The sequence below is a fragment of the Pseudomonas sp. B23(2017) genome, assembly GCF_002113725.1.
Lineage (GTDB): Bacteria > Pseudomonadota > Gammaproteobacteria > Pseudomonadales > Pseudomonadaceae > Aquipseudomonas > Aquipseudomonas putida_Z.
The window spans coordinates 61,415-76,592 of sequence record NZ_NEJM01000004.1; the positions used below are offsets into that span (position 1 = coordinate 61,415).

13 protein-coding genes are annotated in these 15,178 nt (G+C 64.5%); 8 read left to right on the plus strand and 5 right to left on the minus strand.

Annotation, left to right across the window (positions count from 1 at the left end):
* Positions 1-13: 13 nt before the first annotated feature.
* From CAG46_RS08230 to CAG46_RS08245, 4 genes are all read left to right on the plus strand, one after another.
* Positions 14-1,405 (plus strand): LLM class flavin-dependent oxidoreductase, encoded by a 1,392-nt coding sequence (locus CAG46_RS08230; protein WP_085616948.1) that lies wholly within the window; start codon positions 14-16, stop codon positions 1,403-1,405.
* A gap of 106 nt (positions 1,406-1,511) precedes the next feature.
* Positions 1,512-2,348, plus strand: a complete 837-nt coding sequence (locus CAG46_RS08235) for a bifunctional allantoicase/(S)-ureidoglycine aminohydrolase (protein WP_013972924.1) — start codon at positions 1,512-1,514, stop codon at positions 2,346-2,348.
* Positions 2,349-2,438: 90 nt separating this feature from the next.
* Entirely contained in the window at positions 2,439-3,038 is a 600-nt protein-coding gene (locus CAG46_RS08240; protein WP_085616950.1) for an START domain-containing protein, read from the plus strand.
* Positions 3,039-3,363: 325 nt separating this feature from the next.
* Positions 3,364-4,299 carry a LysR substrate-binding domain-containing protein gene (locus CAG46_RS08245; RefSeq protein ID WP_085616952.1) on the plus strand — a complete coding sequence of 312 codons (936 nt, stop codon included), beginning with the start codon at positions 3,364-3,366 and terminating at the stop codon, positions 4,297-4,299.
* 149 nt (positions 4,300-4,448) lie between these two features.
* Here CAG46_RS08245 and CAG46_RS08250 read toward each other — a convergent pair whose 3' ends face one another.
* Together CAG46_RS08250 and CAG46_RS08255 are read right to left on the minus strand one after the other, a co-directional pair.
* Positions 4,449-5,867 carry an amino acid permease gene (locus CAG46_RS08250; RefSeq protein WP_085616953.1) on the minus strand — a complete coding sequence of 473 codons (1,419 nt, stop codon included), beginning with the start codon at positions 5,865-5,867 and terminating at the stop codon, positions 4,449-4,451.
* Positions 5,868-6,210: 343 nt separating this feature from the next.
* Positions 6,211-6,633 carry an Lrp/AsnC family transcriptional regulator gene (locus CAG46_RS08255; RefSeq protein WP_012272037.1) on the minus strand — a complete coding sequence of 141 codons (423 nt, stop codon included), beginning with the start codon at positions 6,631-6,633 and terminating at the stop codon, positions 6,211-6,213.
* A 187-nt stretch (positions 6,634-6,820) separates the two neighbouring features.
* Between CAG46_RS08255 and CAG46_RS08260 the strand changes: the two genes are divergently transcribed.
* Both CAG46_RS08260 and ctlX read left to right on the plus strand, forming a co-directional pair.
* Positions 6,821-7,873 carry an ornithine cyclodeaminase gene (locus tag CAG46_RS08260; RefSeq protein ID WP_085616955.1) on the plus strand — a complete coding sequence of 351 codons (1,053 nt, stop codon included), beginning with the start codon at positions 6,821-6,823 and terminating at the stop codon, positions 7,871-7,873.
* A gap of 25 nt (positions 7,874-7,898) precedes the next feature.
* The gene (ctlX, locus tag CAG46_RS08265) at positions 7,899-8,852 is read left to right on the plus strand and encodes a citrulline utilization hydrolase CtlX (protein WP_178080690.1); all 954 of its coding nucleotides are present in this window, start codon (positions 7,899-7,901) and stop codon (positions 8,850-8,852) included.
* 190 nt (positions 8,853-9,042) lie between these two features.
* On the opposite strand, the gene CAG46_RS08275 is transcribed toward ctlX, so the two are convergent.
* Both CAG46_RS08275 and ggt read right to left on the minus strand, forming a co-directional pair.
* Positions 9,043-9,924 (minus strand): LysR substrate-binding domain-containing protein, encoded by an 882-nt coding sequence (locus CAG46_RS08275; protein ID WP_085616961.1) that lies wholly within the window; start codon positions 9,922-9,924, stop codon positions 9,043-9,045.
* 70 nt (positions 9,925-9,994) lie between these two features.
* Positions 9,995-11,785 (minus strand): gamma-glutamyltransferase, encoded by a 1,791-nt coding sequence (gene ggt, locus CAG46_RS08280; RefSeq protein ID WP_085616963.1) that lies wholly within the window; start codon positions 11,783-11,785, stop codon positions 9,995-9,997.
* A gap of 117 nt (positions 11,786-11,902) precedes the next feature.
* Here ggt and CAG46_RS08285 point away from each other — a divergent pair, with 117 nt between their 5' ends.
* On the plus strand, positions 11,903-12,553 hold the full coding sequence (locus CAG46_RS08285; protein WP_085616965.1) for an ankyrin repeat domain-containing protein: 651 nt from the start codon (positions 11,903-11,905) through the stop codon (positions 12,551-12,553).
* A 215-nt stretch (positions 12,554-12,768) separates the two neighbouring features.
* Here CAG46_RS08285 and pobA read toward each other — a convergent pair whose 3' ends face one another.
* Positions 12,769-13,956 carry a 4-hydroxybenzoate 3-monooxygenase gene (pobA, locus tag CAG46_RS08290; RefSeq protein WP_085616967.1) on the minus strand — a complete coding sequence of 396 codons (1,188 nt, stop codon included), beginning with the start codon at positions 13,954-13,956 and terminating at the stop codon, positions 12,769-12,771.
* Positions 13,957-14,128: 172 nt separating this feature from the next.
* On the opposite strand from pobA, the gene CAG46_RS08295 reads away from it, so the two are divergent.
* The gene (locus CAG46_RS08295; RefSeq protein ID WP_085616969.1) at positions 14,129-15,007 is read left to right on the plus strand and encodes a helix-turn-helix domain-containing protein; all 879 of its coding nucleotides are present in this window, start codon (positions 14,129-14,131) and stop codon (positions 15,005-15,007) included.
* Positions 15,008-15,178: the final 171 nt, after the last annotated feature.

Consider the following 15,178-nt stretch of genomic DNA (forward strand, 5'->3'; position numbering starts at 1 on the left):
GAGCGCGCCCACCATGCCCCGCCCGATTCGCTTCAACGCCTTCAGCATGAATGCCGCCAGCCACCAGTCCCCCGGCCTGTGGCGCCACCCGCGCAACACCAGCGTGGCCTTCAACCGCCTGGGCTACTGGACCGACCTGGCCCGCCTGCTCGAACGCGGCCTGTTCGATGCCCTGTTCATCGCCGATGTGCTGGGCATCTACGACGTCTACCAGGGCGGCCCCGAAGCCGCCCTGCGCGGTGGCGTGCAGGTGCCGGTCAACGACCCGCTGCTGCTGGTGCCGGCCATGGCCGGGGTTACCGAGCACCTGGGCTTCGGCGTCACCTTCTCGCTCACCTACGAACACCCCTACCCGTTCGCCCGGCGCATGTCGACGCTCGACCACCTGAGCAATGGCCGGGTCGGCTGGAACATCGTCACCGGCTACCTCGACAGTGCCGCGCGCAACCTGGGCCTGGCGCGCCAGCTGGGCCACGACCAGCGCTATGACCTGGCCGAGGAATACCTGCAGGTGCTGTACAAGCTCTGGGAGAAAAGCTGGGACGACGATGCGGTGCTGCTGGAGCGTGACAGCGGGCGCTATATCGAACCCGCCCGGGTGCACCCCATCAACCATGTGGGCGAGCACTTCCAGGTGCCGGGCATGCACCTGTGCCAACCTTCGCCGCAACGCACGCCGGTGCTGTTCCAGGCCGGTGCTTCGGCACGCGGCCAGCAGTTCGCGGCGCGGCACGCCGAATGCGTGTTCATCAGCGGGCCGACGCCCACGGTACTGCGCCGCTACGCCGACGGCATCCGCCAGGCCAGCGAGGTGGCCGGGCGTGGCCGGGACGAGGTGCTGATCTACGCCCAGGCGCTGTTGATCGTCGCCCCTACCCGGGAGGAGGCCGAGGCGCGCTTCGCCGAATACCGCCGTTATGTCGACCTGGACGCCGCCCTGGCGCTGCTGTCGGGCTGGACCGGCATCGACTTTGCCGGCCTCGACCCCGATGCGCCCATCGAATACGTCGAGAACGATGCCGGCCGCGCGGCCCTGGCCGCCTTCACCGCCGCCGACCCGAACCGCCGCTGGACCGTGCGCGAGGCTGCCGAGTTCGTTGGCCTGGGCGGCCGTGGCCCGGTGCTGGTGGGTACTGCCAGCGAGGTGGCCGACCAGCTGGAAAGCTGGCTGGACCAGACCGGCATCGATGGCTTCAACCTGACCTACGCAGTGCAACCGGACGACCTGGCAAATGTGGTCGAGCTGCTGGTGCCGGAGTTGCAACGCCGCGACCGCTACCCGCTGAGTTATGCCGAAGGCACCTTGCGCCACAAGCTGTTCGGCCAGGGCGACCGCTTGCCGGAAGGCCACGCTGGCCGGCAGGTTCGCATTCAGCCGCCAAATACCGGGTATTCCAACATTTAATTTGTGGATGGCACACACTCGACCCTATTCTGTCGCCACATCCCCTGCGCCGCACCGGCCGGTGCGGTTCACGGCATGGGGAGAGAACAACAAGTCGAGATCGTCCATGTCGAACCATTCGTACTTCGCCCCCCACGGTGGGCACCCGGCTCAGACCGAGCTGCTGACTGACCGTGCCATGTTCACCGAAGCCTATGCCGTCATCCCCAAGGGCGTGATGCGTGACATCGTCACCAGCCACCTGCCGTTCTGGGACAAGATGCGCATGTGGGTCATCGCCCGCCCGCTGACCGGTTTTGCCGAAACCTTCTCCCAGTACATCGTCGAAGTGGCCCCGGAAGGCGGCAGCGAGCGCCCTGAGCTGGACCCGAACGCCGAAGCCGTGGTGTTCATCGTCGAAGGCGAACTGGACATCACCGTCGAAGGCAAGCACCACACCCTGGTACCGGGCGGCTACGCCTTCCTGGCCCCGGGCGCCGAGTGGAGCCTGCGTAACAACAGCAAGTCCAACGTCACCTTCCACTGGCTGCGCAAGCACTACCAGAAGGTCGAAGGCCTGGACGTTCCCGAGTCGTTCGTCACCCACCGTGACAACGCCACCGTCATCGAGATGCCGGGCACCGAAGGCCGCTGGGTCACCACCCGCTTCGTCGACATGGCCGACATGCGCCACGACATGCATGTGAACATCGTCACCTTCCAGCCGGGCGGCGTGATCCCGTTCGCCGAGACCCACGTGATGGAACACGGCCTGTACGTGCTGGAAGGCAAGGCGGTGTACCGCCTGAACCAGGACTGGGTCGAAGTGGAAGCCGGCGACTTCATGTGGCTGCGCGCCTTCTGCCCGCAAGCCTGCTACGCCGGCGGCCCAGGCAAGTTCAGCTACCTCCTGTACAAGGACGTGAACCGTCACGTGCACCTGACGCTCAACCCTAAGCGTTAAGCCCAGGCTGATGCCCGCAAGCCCGCCAACCTGGCGGGCTTTCTGTTTGCCGCGCATACTGAAACACCCACCTCCCGCGCGGTACCAGCCATGAACCGCTGCCTGCTGCTCGCCGTCCTGCTGCTCTGCACCCCCGCCCCAGCCGCCGATGACTGGAACCTGGCCTACGACCGCGAAGGCATCCGCGTTTACCTGAGCGCCGCCCCCGACTCGCCCTACCAGCAATTCCGTGGTGTCAGCACCATGAAAGCCAGCGTGCGCACGCTCACCGACCTGCAAGAGAACCTGCGGGTGGCCTGCAAGTGGCTGTACGCCTGCGCCGAGATGCGCTTGCTGGATGTACAGGACGAAAACACCTGGGTGTACCTGACCACCAACCTGCCGTGGCCGACGATGCCGCGGGACATCGTGCTGAAGGTCACCACCGAACGCCTGGACGACGGCACGCTGCTGCGCCACCTGAGCGCCGAGCCAGGCAGGATCCCCAAGGTAAAGGGGCTGATCCGCGTGCAGCACCTCAGCGGCGAGTGGCGGATGAAACCGCTGGGTGAGCGCAAGACCGAAGTGACCTACCAACTGCAGGCCGACCCTGCGGGGGATGTGCCGGGGTGGCTGGCCAACCGGTTTGTGGTGGATGCACCCGTGGTGACATTGCGGACCTTGCGGGCGGTGGCCGAGCGCCAGCCTTGAAATGCCTGCACGGCCCTATCGCCGACAAGCCGAGCTGCCACTCCGATCGCGCCGCTCTCAAGGCCAGTGAACTGATTCGCAAGCGGTCCGCGCACCCTGTGGGAGCGGCTTCAGCCGCGAAGAATCCAACGCGGTGGATGGCACCGGCTGCGCCGGTGTTCGCGGGTAAACCCGCTCCCACAGGGATTTGCACAAGCCTTCAGATTTGCGCAAGACAGTTTCCACCGGCAGCATCACGGCCCTTCCGGGCTACCGCCATCGCGCTTTTTCTGCCACGGTGCCCGCGCGGCGCGGACCAGCGCGCCGCGCCTGGCCAGGACGTCACATGAAAACACAAGAAAACGACAACACGCATAAAGGCTACCGGCGCATCATCCCGTCGATGACCGCGCTGCTCGAATTCGAAGCGGTAGCCCGTCACACCAGTTTCACCCTGGCCGCCCAGGAGCTGGGCGTCACCCAGGCCGCGGTCAGCAAGCAGGTCAGGCAGCTTGAAGAAAACCTCGGCCGCCAACTGTTCCAGCGCCTGCACCGCGGCATCCGCCTGACCAGCGAGGGCCAGGCGCTGTACGCGGTGGTTTCCGATTCCATGCAGAAGATCGCCTCGGTCTTCGACCGCCTCAGTGAAGGCGACAGCGAACAGGAACTGGTGCTCAGCTCCACCGCCACCTTCTCCCAGTTGCGGGTGATGCCGCGCCTGGGCAGCCTGCGCAGCGCCCTGCCCCAGGTGCGACTGCGCCTGGCCACGCAGATGCTCACCGGCGACCTGCGCAACCACGATGTCGACCTGCTGGTGCGCTATGGCAATGGCCGCTGGGCAGACGGCATTGCCCTGCACCTGTTCGATGAAGAGATCTTCCCGGTGTGCTCGCCAGCCTGGCTGGCGCACAACCCGCTGCCGGACTCGCTGGAGGCGCTGTACCGGGCCGACCTGCTGGACGCCGATGCCACCACCGAAGGCTGGATGACCTGGCCCACCTGGTTCCGCGCACTGGGCGGCAACCCGCCGAAGCTGCACTACAACCTGCGCTGCCAGCTGTATACCGACACCATCCAGGGCGCACTGCATGGGCATGGCGTGGCACTGGGCTGGGGGCGCATGCTCGACCACCTGCTGGCGTCCGGCGAACTGGTGCGCCTGACCGACCTGGTGGTGCGGCCGCGTGAGGCCTATTACCTGGTGGTGCCTCACGGGCGCACCACTACCCCGACCATTCTGCGGCTGGTGGACTGGCTGCGCGACAACTTGCCCACCGCATGATCGGTTCACGCTGTAGGAGCGGCCTTGTGTCGCGACAGGGCTGCAAGGCAGCCCCAAGGCTCAGCGCAGATGCACAAATTTCTGGGGCTGCTTTGCAGCCCTGTCGCAACACAAGGCCGCTCCTACAAGGGCCGGTGCAAGCCGAGGCGTCAGGCCGCCGTGGCTGTCTGCGGCTGGGAGCAAGCCCTGGCCCTGCGCCGATAGGCCAGCAACAGGCCTGCGTACCACAGCGGCATCACGTACAGCGCGGTGCGGGTGTCCGGCTCCAGCGCCAGCAGGCACAGCACGAAGATCAGGAACAGCTGCGACAGCGCAGCGGTGACCTTGCCACCAGGCAGCTTGAACGTCGACTGCTCATGCGCCTGCGGATCCTGCCGGCGATAGGCGAAGTAGGACAGCAGGATCAGCGACCAGGTAACGATGATCATCACCGCGGAAATGGTCGACACCAGGGTGAACACGGTCATCACCTCGGGGATCACGAACAGCAGCGTCAGTGCAATCGCCATGCACACCCCCGAGAACACCAGCGCGCGCACCGGCGTACCCGAGCCCGACAACCGCCCGAACGCCACCGGCGCCTGCTGCTGGTGCGACAGGCCGTAGAGCATCCGCGAGCCGGAGTACACGCCACTGTTGGCCGACGAGGCCGCAGAGGTCAGCACCACGAAGTTGATGATGCCAGCGGCAGCGGGCAACCCACCCAGCAGGAACAGTTCGACGAACGGGCTGCGATTGGCCGGCACATTGGCCCAGGAGATGACACTGATGATGCACACCAGCGAGCAGATGTAGAACAGCAGGATACGCACCGGGATGGTGTTGATGGCCTTGGGCAAGGTCCGCTCCGGGTCCTTGGCCTCCGCGGCTGCGGTGCCGATCAGCTCCGTACCGACGAAGGAGAATATGGCGATCTGGAACCCGGCGAGAAAGCCGAGGATGCCATGCGGCATGACCACGCCCGGGGCCACCAGGTGGCTGAACGAGGCGGTCACCCCGGCCGGCGAAGTGTAGGACGTGGCGACCATCACCAGGCCGGTTACCACCAGCAGCACGATGGCAACGATCTTGATCAGGCCGAACCAGAACTCCACCTCGCCAAACGCTTTCACCGCCAGCATGTTCAGCCCCAGCAGCAGGAACATGGTGGCGAATGCCGGTAGCCAGGTGGGCACATCCGGGTACCAGTACTGCACGAACCCCGCCACTACCACCACATCGCCCACCGCCGCGACCACCCAACTCAGCCAGTACGACCAGCTGAGGATGTAACCGGCCTTTGGCCCCAGGTAGTTGTGTACCAGGTCGGCGAACGATTCCATCTGCAGGTTGGCCAGCAGCATCTCGCCCATGGCCCGCATGACGCAGAACACGAAAAAGCCGATGATGGCGTACACCAGGATGATCGACGTGCCGGACAGCGCAATGATCTTGCCCGAGCCCATGAACAGGCCGGTACCAATTGCGCCACTGATCGAAATAAGCTGGATATGCCGGTTTTCCAGCCGGCGCTTGAGCACGCGGCCATCTTCCGGAACTGCGCTTTGCGCGTTGCACGTTTGCTGCATAGTTGACCTCTTATTCTTTTTTTGTAAAACCTCAGCGCCCCGCGCCGCACCAGTTAGTTGGTACTCAAGTGCAGGCTTTTAGTCATTCAATACTGTCGAAGCGTGGGTATTGAGACAGATGAAGAACAGTTCCCGATGCAACTTCGCAGCGGGCTTACTTATTCTATTGAAGCGCACCAGAGTGGCGCGCCCGATACAGTCCCGCGAAAGCCGTTTCATTCTGCCAGCGGCCCGGGTCAAGCGGAACGCTACAGAATGCACACAGCCAAAGGGATTTTGTGCAGTGTGAAAAGCCTGGGTGACAGTTTGCACAATGCACCTGCCACAAGGCCTGACCCAGCGGTCACATCTTGTAGGTCGAGAGCAGGATGCTGGTCTCGGTGTTTTCGATGTGCGGTATCGAGCGGATGGTGTTCAACGCCCGGTCGAAGGCCTCGAGGGTGTCGGCACGCAGCTCTGCCATCAGGTCCCAGCGGCCATTGGTGGTATGGATGGCCACCACGTTGGGATGCCCACGCAGCGCGTGCTTGACCTCTGCGGCGTGGTGGCCGCTGATGCCGATGCTGGTGATGGCCCGCACACCCTGCTCCAGCGCATCGGAGCGCAGGCGTACCGTGTAGCCGATGATCACGCCCTGCTCTTCGAGCCGGGTGATGCGGTTTTGCACGGTTGCCCTGGCTACCTTGAGCTTCTTCGCCAGGGTCAGCACGGGGGTGCGCGCGTTGTCCCGCAACAGCGCAATCAGTTCCCGATCGATAGTATCCATGGATGCCTGCCAAATAATCAGATTGCTATTTTGGGGTGGCAGATTGTCTAGAAAGTTGATGAAACTGGCAACCTGCTCTCTTCATCTTGACGCAACCTTTCATCAAAATGTTCACGCCACTTCAACAATCTCAAGCGTTCACCCCGCAGGCCACTGGGGTGAAAGCGCAATAATAAGGTGCAAGAGCATGACGTATTTCATTGATGTTCCAACCATGTCGGACTTGGTACATGACATTGGCGTAGCGCCGTTCATTGGCGAACTGGCCGCAGCTATTCGCGAAGATTACAAACGCTGGCAGGAGTTTGATAAATCCGCGCGTGTTGCCAGCCATTCGGAAGTCGGCGTGATCGAACTGATGCCGGTCGCCGACAACAGCCGTTATGCCTTCAAATACGTCAATGGCCACCCGGCCAACACCGCCCGCGACCTGCATACGGTGATGGCCTTCGGCGTGCTGGCCGATGTCGACACCGGCTACCCGGTGCTGCTGTCCGAACTGACCATCGCCACCGCCCTGCGCACTGCGGCCACCTCGCTGATGGCAGCGCAGGCGCTGGCCCGGCCGAACTCGCGCAAGATGGCGCTGATCGGCAACGGTGCGCAAAGCGAATTCCAGGCACTGGCTTTCCACAAGCACCTGGGCATCGAAGAAATCGTCGCCTACGACACCGACCCGCTGGCCACCGCCAAGCTGATCGCCAACCTCAAGGAATACAGCGGCCTGACCATCCGCCGCGCCGGTTCGGTGGCAGAAGCTGTGAAAGGCGTGGACATCATCACGACGGTGACCGCCGACAAGGCCTACGCCACCATCATCACCCCCGACATGCTCGAGCCCGGCATGCACCTGAATGCCGTGGGTGGCGACTGCCCGGGCAAGACCGAACTGCATGCCGATGTGCTGCGCAGCGCCCGGGTGTTCGTCGAATACGAGCCGCAAACCCGCATCGAAGGTGATATCCAGCAGTTGCCGGCGGACTTCCCGGTGGTCGACCTGTGGCGTGTGCTGCGCGGCGAGACAGAGGGCCGCCAGAGTGACGCCCAGGTCACCGTGTTCGACTCGGTGGGCTTCGCCCTGGAAGACTACACCGTACTACGGTACGTACTACAGAAAGCCGAAAAACGCGGCATGGGCAGCAAGATCGACCTGGTGCCTTGGGTGGAGGATGACCCCAAGGACCTGTTCAGCCATACCCGCGGTCGCGCTGCCAAAAGCCGCATCCGACGCGTTGCTTAACCCTGCTCCCAACCTGGTATTTCACATGGCATTTCCAACGCGTTCCATTCAGGCACCTGCAGCAGTGGTCATGGTCAGGCCGCATGCCTTCACCCCCAACCCGGAAACCGCAGCCGACAACTCGTTCCAGCGCAGCAACCCCGACATCGCCGCCCAGGCCCTGGCCGAGGTGGCACGCGATGAAGTCACCCAGGCTGCCGGCCGGCTCGAGGCCGAGGGCGTGCGGGTGCATCTGTTCGACGACTTCGGCGAGCACAACACCCCCGACTCGGTATTCCCCAACAACTGGTTCTCCACCCACCCTGGGGGGCACATCGCGATCTACTCGATGTACTCGCGCAACCGCCGCCGCGAACGGCGCGCCGATGTGATCGAGATGCTCAAGCACGAGTACCGGGTGCAGGATGTGATCGACTATTCGGGGCTGGAGCAGGACGAACTGTTCCTTGAAGGGACCGGCGCCATGGTCTTCGACCACCTGTCGCGGGTGGCCTATACCGCGCGCTCCAACCGCGCCGACCCGATTGCCCTGGAGCGCTTCAGTACGCACTTCAACTTCGAGCCGATGGTGTTCGACACCGCCGATGAACAAGGCACGCCGATCTACCACACCAATGTGCTGATGTGCGTGGCGACGGAGTTTGCGCTGGTGGGCTTTGGCACCTTCACCAACAAGGCGCGGGCCGAGGAAGTGCGCATGCGCCTGCTTGAGTCGGGCCGCGATGTGATCGACCTGAGCAACCGGCAGATCAGCCAGTTCGCCGGCAATGCCATCGAACTGTCCGGGCGTGACGGGCGCATCCTGGCGCTGTCACGCAAGGCCTTCGACAGCCTGAGCGGCGAGCAGCGCCAGCGCATCGAACGCTCGGCGCGGCTGGTGCCACTCGATGTACCGACCATCGAAATGGCAGGAGGCTCGGTGCGCTGCATGATTGCCGGGATACATCTGTCGCCAAGAATGACCGCTGCCTGCGCCTGACCCACGACCTTACTGGCTGACGCGGCCCTTGTAGGAGCGGCCTTGTGTCGCGAAAGGGCCGCACAGCGGCCCCGGCAATCTCTGCAGCGACGCTGAAACCTGGGGCTGCTGCGCAGCCCTTTCGCGACGCAAGGCCGCTCCTACAAGGGATCGCGTCAGATTGTAAAATCCTGCATCGCCGTACAGATCGTCAGATCCCGCCACCCGCAAGCAATTGCGTCATCACCTCGGCCAACGCCTTGACCATCACATCCGCCGTCGGCCGGTGGACGATGACGATTTCGTAGCTGTCGACTTCCGGCAACCCTTGCCCTGCCCCCAGCACCCGGTGCTCACCAGTGGCCGCCCGTGGCGGCAGCAGGCTGATACCCATGCCATCGGCGACCGCTGCCTGGATACCGCTGAGGCTGGAGCTGGTGAAGCTGATGCGCCAACACCGGCCCATGCCTTCGATGGCGGTGATCATGTCGTCGCGGTACAGGCCGCGGGGCGGGAAGGTCACCAGCGGGATCGGGTCCAGCTCGAAGGCGGGCGTGCGCGCGCTGTCGATCCACTGCAGGCGTTCGGGCCAGCAGGCCACGCCTTCGCGGCTGTTGCGCCGCTGCTTGAGCAACACCAGGTCGAGCTCACCGTTGTCGTAGGCCTGGCTGAGGTCGCGGCACAGGCCGCTGGTCACTTCCAGCTTCACCTGCGGGTGCAGCCGGCTGAAGGCCGACAATGCATTGGTGGTACGCCCGCCCACGAAGTCCTCGGGCACGCCAAGGCGCACGGTCATGCCAACCATCGCCCCGGCCAAGGCTTCGAGCATCTGGTCGTTGAGGGCCAGCATGTGCCGGGCATAGCCGAGCAGGGTCTGCCCGGCGTCGGTCGGCAGCACGTCGCGATTGCCACGCACCAGCAGACGGTGGCCAACCATATCCTCCAGGCGGCGCACCTTCTGGCTGATGGTCGATTGGGTGGAGTGCAGGCGGGCAGCAGCCGTGGTGAAGCTGCCGCAATCGGCCACCACGACAATGGCACGCAACAGGTCGAGGTCGAACAGGGCCCTATTCGATTTCACGCTGATGGACATCTTGATATTCAACTTATGAATGGCAAGACTGACTTCTACCACGCCACCTGCTGCACCGCAACGCGCACCGCTAGTCGCCGACTGCCACGCCTTCGCGCCGAGGGTCGGCACCACCCGACCAACCCTCGCCACTGCGTTGGATGATCTGCATGCCACTGGTCATGATCATCGGCGTCACCTCATGCCCCCAGGCTGCCAACTGGCGGATCAGTGCCGGGCTGGCCAACCCCGCCTCTACTTCGGTGCCGGCATTGCGGCTGCCGAAGTTGGGCAGGCCGGCGGCCTGCTGCGGGTCGAGCTGCCAATCCAGCAGGCCGATCAGCGCCTTGTTCACGTAGCCGATGATCTGCGAGCCGCCGGGCGAACCCAGGCTGGCCACCAGCTCGCCGGAGGCTTGCGAGAACACCAGGGTCGGCGCCATGGCCGACAGCGGCCGTTTGCCCGGTTGCACCCGGTTGGCCACAGGCTTGCCTTGTTCCCGGGGGATGAACGAGAAGTCGGTCAGGTGGTTGTTGAGCAAAAAGCCCTTGACCATCAGGTGCGAGCCGAACGCCGCTTCCACCGAAGTGGTCATGGCCAGGGCCTGGCCGCGGTCGTCCACCGCGCTGAGGTGCGAGGTGGATATGCGCAGCGGCGAGCGGTCAGGCGCCAGGGCCAGATCGGCCCCCTGCGGCTGGCCCGGGCGGGCGCGTTTCATGCTGTACTCGCCGACCTGCGCAGCGCGGCTGGCCAGGTATGCGGAGTCGGTCAGGGCCTTGAGCGGCACCGGCACGTAATCGCTGTCGGCCAGGTACTGGGCGCGGTCGGCATAGGCCAGGCGCTCGGCCTCGGCAACCAGGTGCACGGCCAGCGGCGGGGCTTCCAGCCCGGCAACCGACGAAGTGCGCAGCGGCCGCATGGCGGCAAGGTCGCGCTGTGGCGAAGCCCGTTGCAGTGCCTCCAAGATGCCCAGGGTCTGCAGCACCGTCACCCCGCCCGACGACGGCGGCGGCATGCCACAGATGCGCCAGGCCTTGTAGGGGCCGCACAGCGGCTCGCGCATCTTGGCCCTGTATTGCTGCATATCCTGCAACGACAGATAGCCGGCATTGGCATGGCTGCGCACCTTGGCGACGATGGCTTCGGCGATCTCGCCGCTGTAGAACACTTCGGGGCCGTGCGCGGCAATCAGTTCAAAGGTTTGCGCAAGCTCGGGGTTGCGCAAGGTAGCCCCCACCGCCAGCGGCTTGCCCTGCTCATCCAGGAAGTAACGGGCCATGGCCGGTGAACGGGCAATGAACGGGTCGCCCGCCACCAGCGTGTGAAGGCGTTCGGAAACCGCGAAACCGTTACGTGCCAGCGCAATGGCCGGGGCGAACAGGTCGCGCCAGGGCAGCTTGCCGTGCTGCTCATGGGCCAGCTTCAGGGCACGCAGAACCCCCGGTACGCCCACCGAACGCCCGCCGATCTGCGCCGCCCTGAATGGCATCGGTGAACCATCGGCTTGCAGGAACAGGTTTTCCGTCACCGCCGCCGGGGCTGCCTCGCGGCCATCGAACGCCTGTACGCGCTGCCCATCCCAGTAGAGGATGAACCCCCCGCCGCCAATGCCGCTTGATTGCGGTTCGACCAGGGTCAGCACCATCTGCATGGCGATGGCCGCGTCGATGGCGCTGCCACCGGCCCGCAGCATCGCCCGCCCCGCCTCGCTGGCCAGCGGGTTGGCAGCTGCAGCCATGTGCCGGCTGGCATGCACCGGCTGCAGGCCGGTGCGGTAGCCGGAGGCCAGTTCCGGTGGTGCGGGCAGCACCTGGTCGGCACAGGCCCAGCCACTGGCAGCTACCAGGCACAAGGCGCCCATCAGGGGGGTGGAGAATGTCATCGTTGTACTTCCCGCCATTACCTATTCAGCAAGGCACTGTCTGTCATGCGCAAACTTAACTTCAAGCCCTGGCGTGTTTTTTCTAGGATGCGGGCAGGTCATCGAGGAGCCTGCCCCATGCGTTCACTACTTGCTGCGATGCTGTTCGCCCTGTGCACCAGCCTTGCCGCCCACGCCGAGAGCACTGCCATGGACAACCGCCTGCACAATGCTGCCCGTCACGATGATGTGCGCACCCTGCAACAACTGCTGGCACAAGGTGCGCAGCTGGAGAGCCGTGACGAGCAAGGGCGCACTGCCCTGCTGGTGGCCACCCATGGCAACCAGGTTGCGGCCGCGAAAGCGCTGATCGAGGCCGGTGCCGATGTGAATGCCAAGGACAACATCGACGACAGCCCGTACCTGTATGCCGGGGCACGTGGCCTGAACGACATCCTGCGGCTGACCTTGAACCACGGTGCCGACCTCAAGAGCACCAACCGGTACGGAGGCACTGCGCTGATACCCGCCGCCGAACGCGGGCATGTCGAGACCGTGCAGTTGCTGATCGATGCCGGGGTGGACGTGAACCATCTCAACCGCCTGCACTGGACTGCGCTGCTGGAGGCGGTGATCCTCGGTGACGGCGGGCCGCGGCATGTGGAGATCGTGCGCCGGCTACTGGCGGCCGGGGCGGATCGGCAGATTGCCGACAAGGATGGGGTGACCGCGCTGGAGCATGCGCGGCAGCGGGGGTATCGAGAGATGGAGGCGTTACTGGCCCGCTAGGCAATGCTGGCTTTCGAATGCCGGGGCTGCTTTGCAGCCCAATCGCGACGCAAGGCCGCTCCCACATGTAATCGTTTGCCTCACAGGCGCTGCTGTACCTGTGGGAGCGGCCTTGTGTCGCGAAAGGGCCGTAAAGCGGCCCCGGCAATTTTGCAGGAATGCGAAGACCCTGGGGGCGCTTCGCCCCCTTCGCGACACAAGGCCGCTCCTACAGGTCAGGCGACTTCTTCGAACGGCAGCCCTACATAGTTCTCGGCAATGTTCACCAACCCCGCCGGCGAGGTCAGGAAGTACTCGCGGTCGGCCTCCTGCATCTTCTGGTCCCAGGCATCCTTGTGGCTGCCGAAGTCATGCAGCAGCTGGGTCATGAACCAGCTGAAACGCTCGCCTTTCCACACCCGGCGCAAGGCCAGCGGCGAATACTGCTGCAGCAGGTCGGTACGCCCTTCGCGGTACACCTTGACCAGGATGCGGTACAGGTAGTTGACGTCCGATGCCGCCAGGTTCAGGCCCTTGGCGCCGGTCGGCGGGACGATATGCGCAGCATCCCCGACCAGGAACAGATGACCGTACTGCATCGGCTCGACCACCAGGCTGCGCAGCGGCGCGATGCTCTTCTCCAGCGCCGGGCCGGTGACCAGGCGCGCCGCCACGTCTTCGGGCAAGCGTGCCTTCAGCTCCTCCCAGAAGCGCTCGTCGGACCACGCCTCCACCTGCTCTTCCAGCGGTACCTGCAGGTAGTAGCGGCTACGGGTGTGCGAACGCTGGCTGCACAGCACGAAACCGCGTTCGTGGTGGGCGTAGATCAGTTCGTGGTTGACCGGTGGCGTGTCTGACAGCATGCCCAGCCAGCCAAACGGGTAGACCCGCTCGTACTGCTTGAGGATGCCCTCGGGGATGCTTTGCCGCGAGATACCGTGGAAGCCGTCACAGCCGGCAATGTAGTCGCAGTCCACCCGGTGCACCTGGCCGTCTTTTTCATAGGTCAGGTAGGGCCGTTCGCCCTTGAGTTCGTGCGGCTGGACATTGCTTGCCGAATAGATGATCGGCGCGCCGCTGGCTTCACGTGCCTGCATCAGGTCACGGGTGACTTCGGTCTGGCCGTATACCATCACCGTCTTGCCACCGGTCAGGGCCTTGAGGTCCAGGCGTTGGCGGCGCCCGCCGACCAGCAGTTCGACACCCTCGTGTACCAGGCCTTCACGGTCCATGCGCTCGGCCACACCGGCTTCACGCAGCAGGTCGACCGTGCCTTGCTCCAGCACCCCGGCACGGATGCGGCCAAGCACGTATTCGGGCGCCTGGCGTTCGACGATGACCGTATCGATACCGGCCTTGTGCAGCAGTTGGCCCAGCAGCAGGCCAGACGGACCTGCACCAATAATTGCGACCTGAGTTTTCATTGTTGTTGTCTCTGTGCGGACGATGCCGGCCCTGGACTGGCAGTGGGGCGGCATCTGCTGTTAGGGTTTGCCCTTGCATTTTTACTGGCAAAAACAGCCATTGAAGTGTGCTATTCCATGCATAACCTGCACTTTTACAAAAAACGTTCGATTAACGGACAGGCCTGCACGCATGAAATCCACCCTCCCCGGCGTCCCCTTGTTCAAGCTTTATGGCGAAAACCAGGCCTGGCCCGGCACCGACCTGCTGCACTGCGAGTCGATCCCGGCGCGTAGCCGCTTGCACCACTGGGAAATCAAGCCGCACCAGCATGCCGAGCTGTTCCAGTTGCTGTATGTGCAACGCGGCCGGGCCGAGGTGGAGGTCGAGGGGGTGCGCAGCGCCATCAGCGAAGCGGCGATCCAGGTGGTGCCGCCGATGACCGTGCACGGCTTTCGCTTCAGCGCCGATATCCAGGGGCATGTGCTGACCTTCGGCACGGCACTGGTGGCCAACCTGGAGCAGCGCCTGGGCGCGCCGCTGGCGGTGCTGGCGAAGGCGGCGTGTTACCCGCTGGGCCGGGACCGGGTGAACCTGCGCAGCCTGATCGAGACCCTGCAGCAGGAGTACCAGGGCAACGCCCCGGCGCGGGCGGCACTGCTCGAGGCGCTGGTGACGGCGCTGATGGTGTGGATCAGCCGCCGCCAGCAGTTGGGGCAGGCGCCGCGCAACCGCGATGAACGCGACCGCCAGTTGCTGGGGCAGTACCTGCGCCTGGTCGAGGCGCATTACCGTGAGCACCTGTCGGTGGAGGACTTTGCCGCGCGGCTGAATATTCCGAGTTTGCAGCTTAACCAGCTGTGCCGGGCGCTGAGTGGGCAGACCGCGCTGCAGGTGGTGCACCAGCGGTTGCTGCTGGAGGCGCGGCGCAACCTGATCTATACGCGGATGAGCATCGGGCAGTTGTCGGATAGCCTGGGCTTTACCGACCCCACCTATTTTGCCCGGTGGTTCAAGCGGTTGAGTGGGCAGACACCGAATGGGTATCGCAGGTCGGGGTTGTCTGAGTAACTTTTTTGCCTGTTCTGGCCTCTTCGCGGGTGAACCCGCTCCCACAGGGACGGCGGTGCCCTCAAGGCCTGTGCACTTCCTGTGGGAGCGGGTTTACCCGCGAAGAGGCCAGAACAGGCAACACACATCCCACGCCCCTGCTTGACGTATACGTCAACCTGCCCTCAGGAT

Coding starts and splice junctions, on each gene's coding strand:
- CAG46_RS08230 (WP_085616948.1), top strand. CDS start 14: ATGCCCCGCCCGATTCGCTTCAACGCCTTCAGCATGAATGCCGCCAGC.
- CAG46_RS08235 (WP_013972924.1), top strand. CDS start 1,512: ATGTCGAACCATTCGTACTTCGCCCCCCACGGTGGGCACCCGGCTCAG.
- CAG46_RS08240 (WP_085616950.1), top strand. CDS start 2,439: ATGAACCGCTGCCTGCTGCTCGCCGTCCTGCTGCTCTGCACCCCCGCC.
- CAG46_RS08245 (WP_085616952.1), top strand. CDS start 3,364: ATGAAAACACAAGAAAACGACAACACGCATAAAGGCTACCGGCGCATC.
- CAG46_RS08250 (WP_085616953.1), bottom strand. CDS start 5,867: ATGCAGCAAACGTGCAACGCGCAAAGCGCAGTTCCGGAAGATGGCCGC.
- CAG46_RS08255 (WP_012272037.1), bottom strand. CDS start 6,633: ATGGATACTATCGATCGGGAACTGATTGCGCTGTTGCGGGACAACGCG.
- CAG46_RS08260 (WP_085616955.1), top strand. CDS start 6,821: ATGACGTATTTCATTGATGTTCCAACCATGTCGGACTTGGTACATGAC.
- ctlX (WP_178080690.1), top strand. CDS start 7,899: ATGGCATTTCCAACGCGTTCCATTCAGGCACCTGCAGCAGTGGTCATG.
- CAG46_RS08275 (WP_085616961.1), bottom strand. CDS start 9,924: ATGTCCATCAGCGTGAAATCGAATAGGGCCCTGTTCGACCTCGACCTG.
- ggt (WP_085616963.1), bottom strand. CDS start 11,785: ATGACATTCTCCACCCCCCTGATGGGCGCCTTGTGCCTGGTAGCTGCC.
- CAG46_RS08285 (WP_085616965.1), top strand. CDS start 11,903: ATGCGTTCACTACTTGCTGCGATGCTGTTCGCCCTGTGCACCAGCCTT.
- pobA (WP_085616967.1), bottom strand. CDS start 13,956: ATGAAAACTCAGGTCGCAATTATTGGTGCAGGTCCGTCTGGCCTGCTG.
- CAG46_RS08295 (WP_085616969.1), top strand. CDS start 14,129: ATGAAATCCACCCTCCCCGGCGTCCCCTTGTTCAAGCTTTATGGCGAA.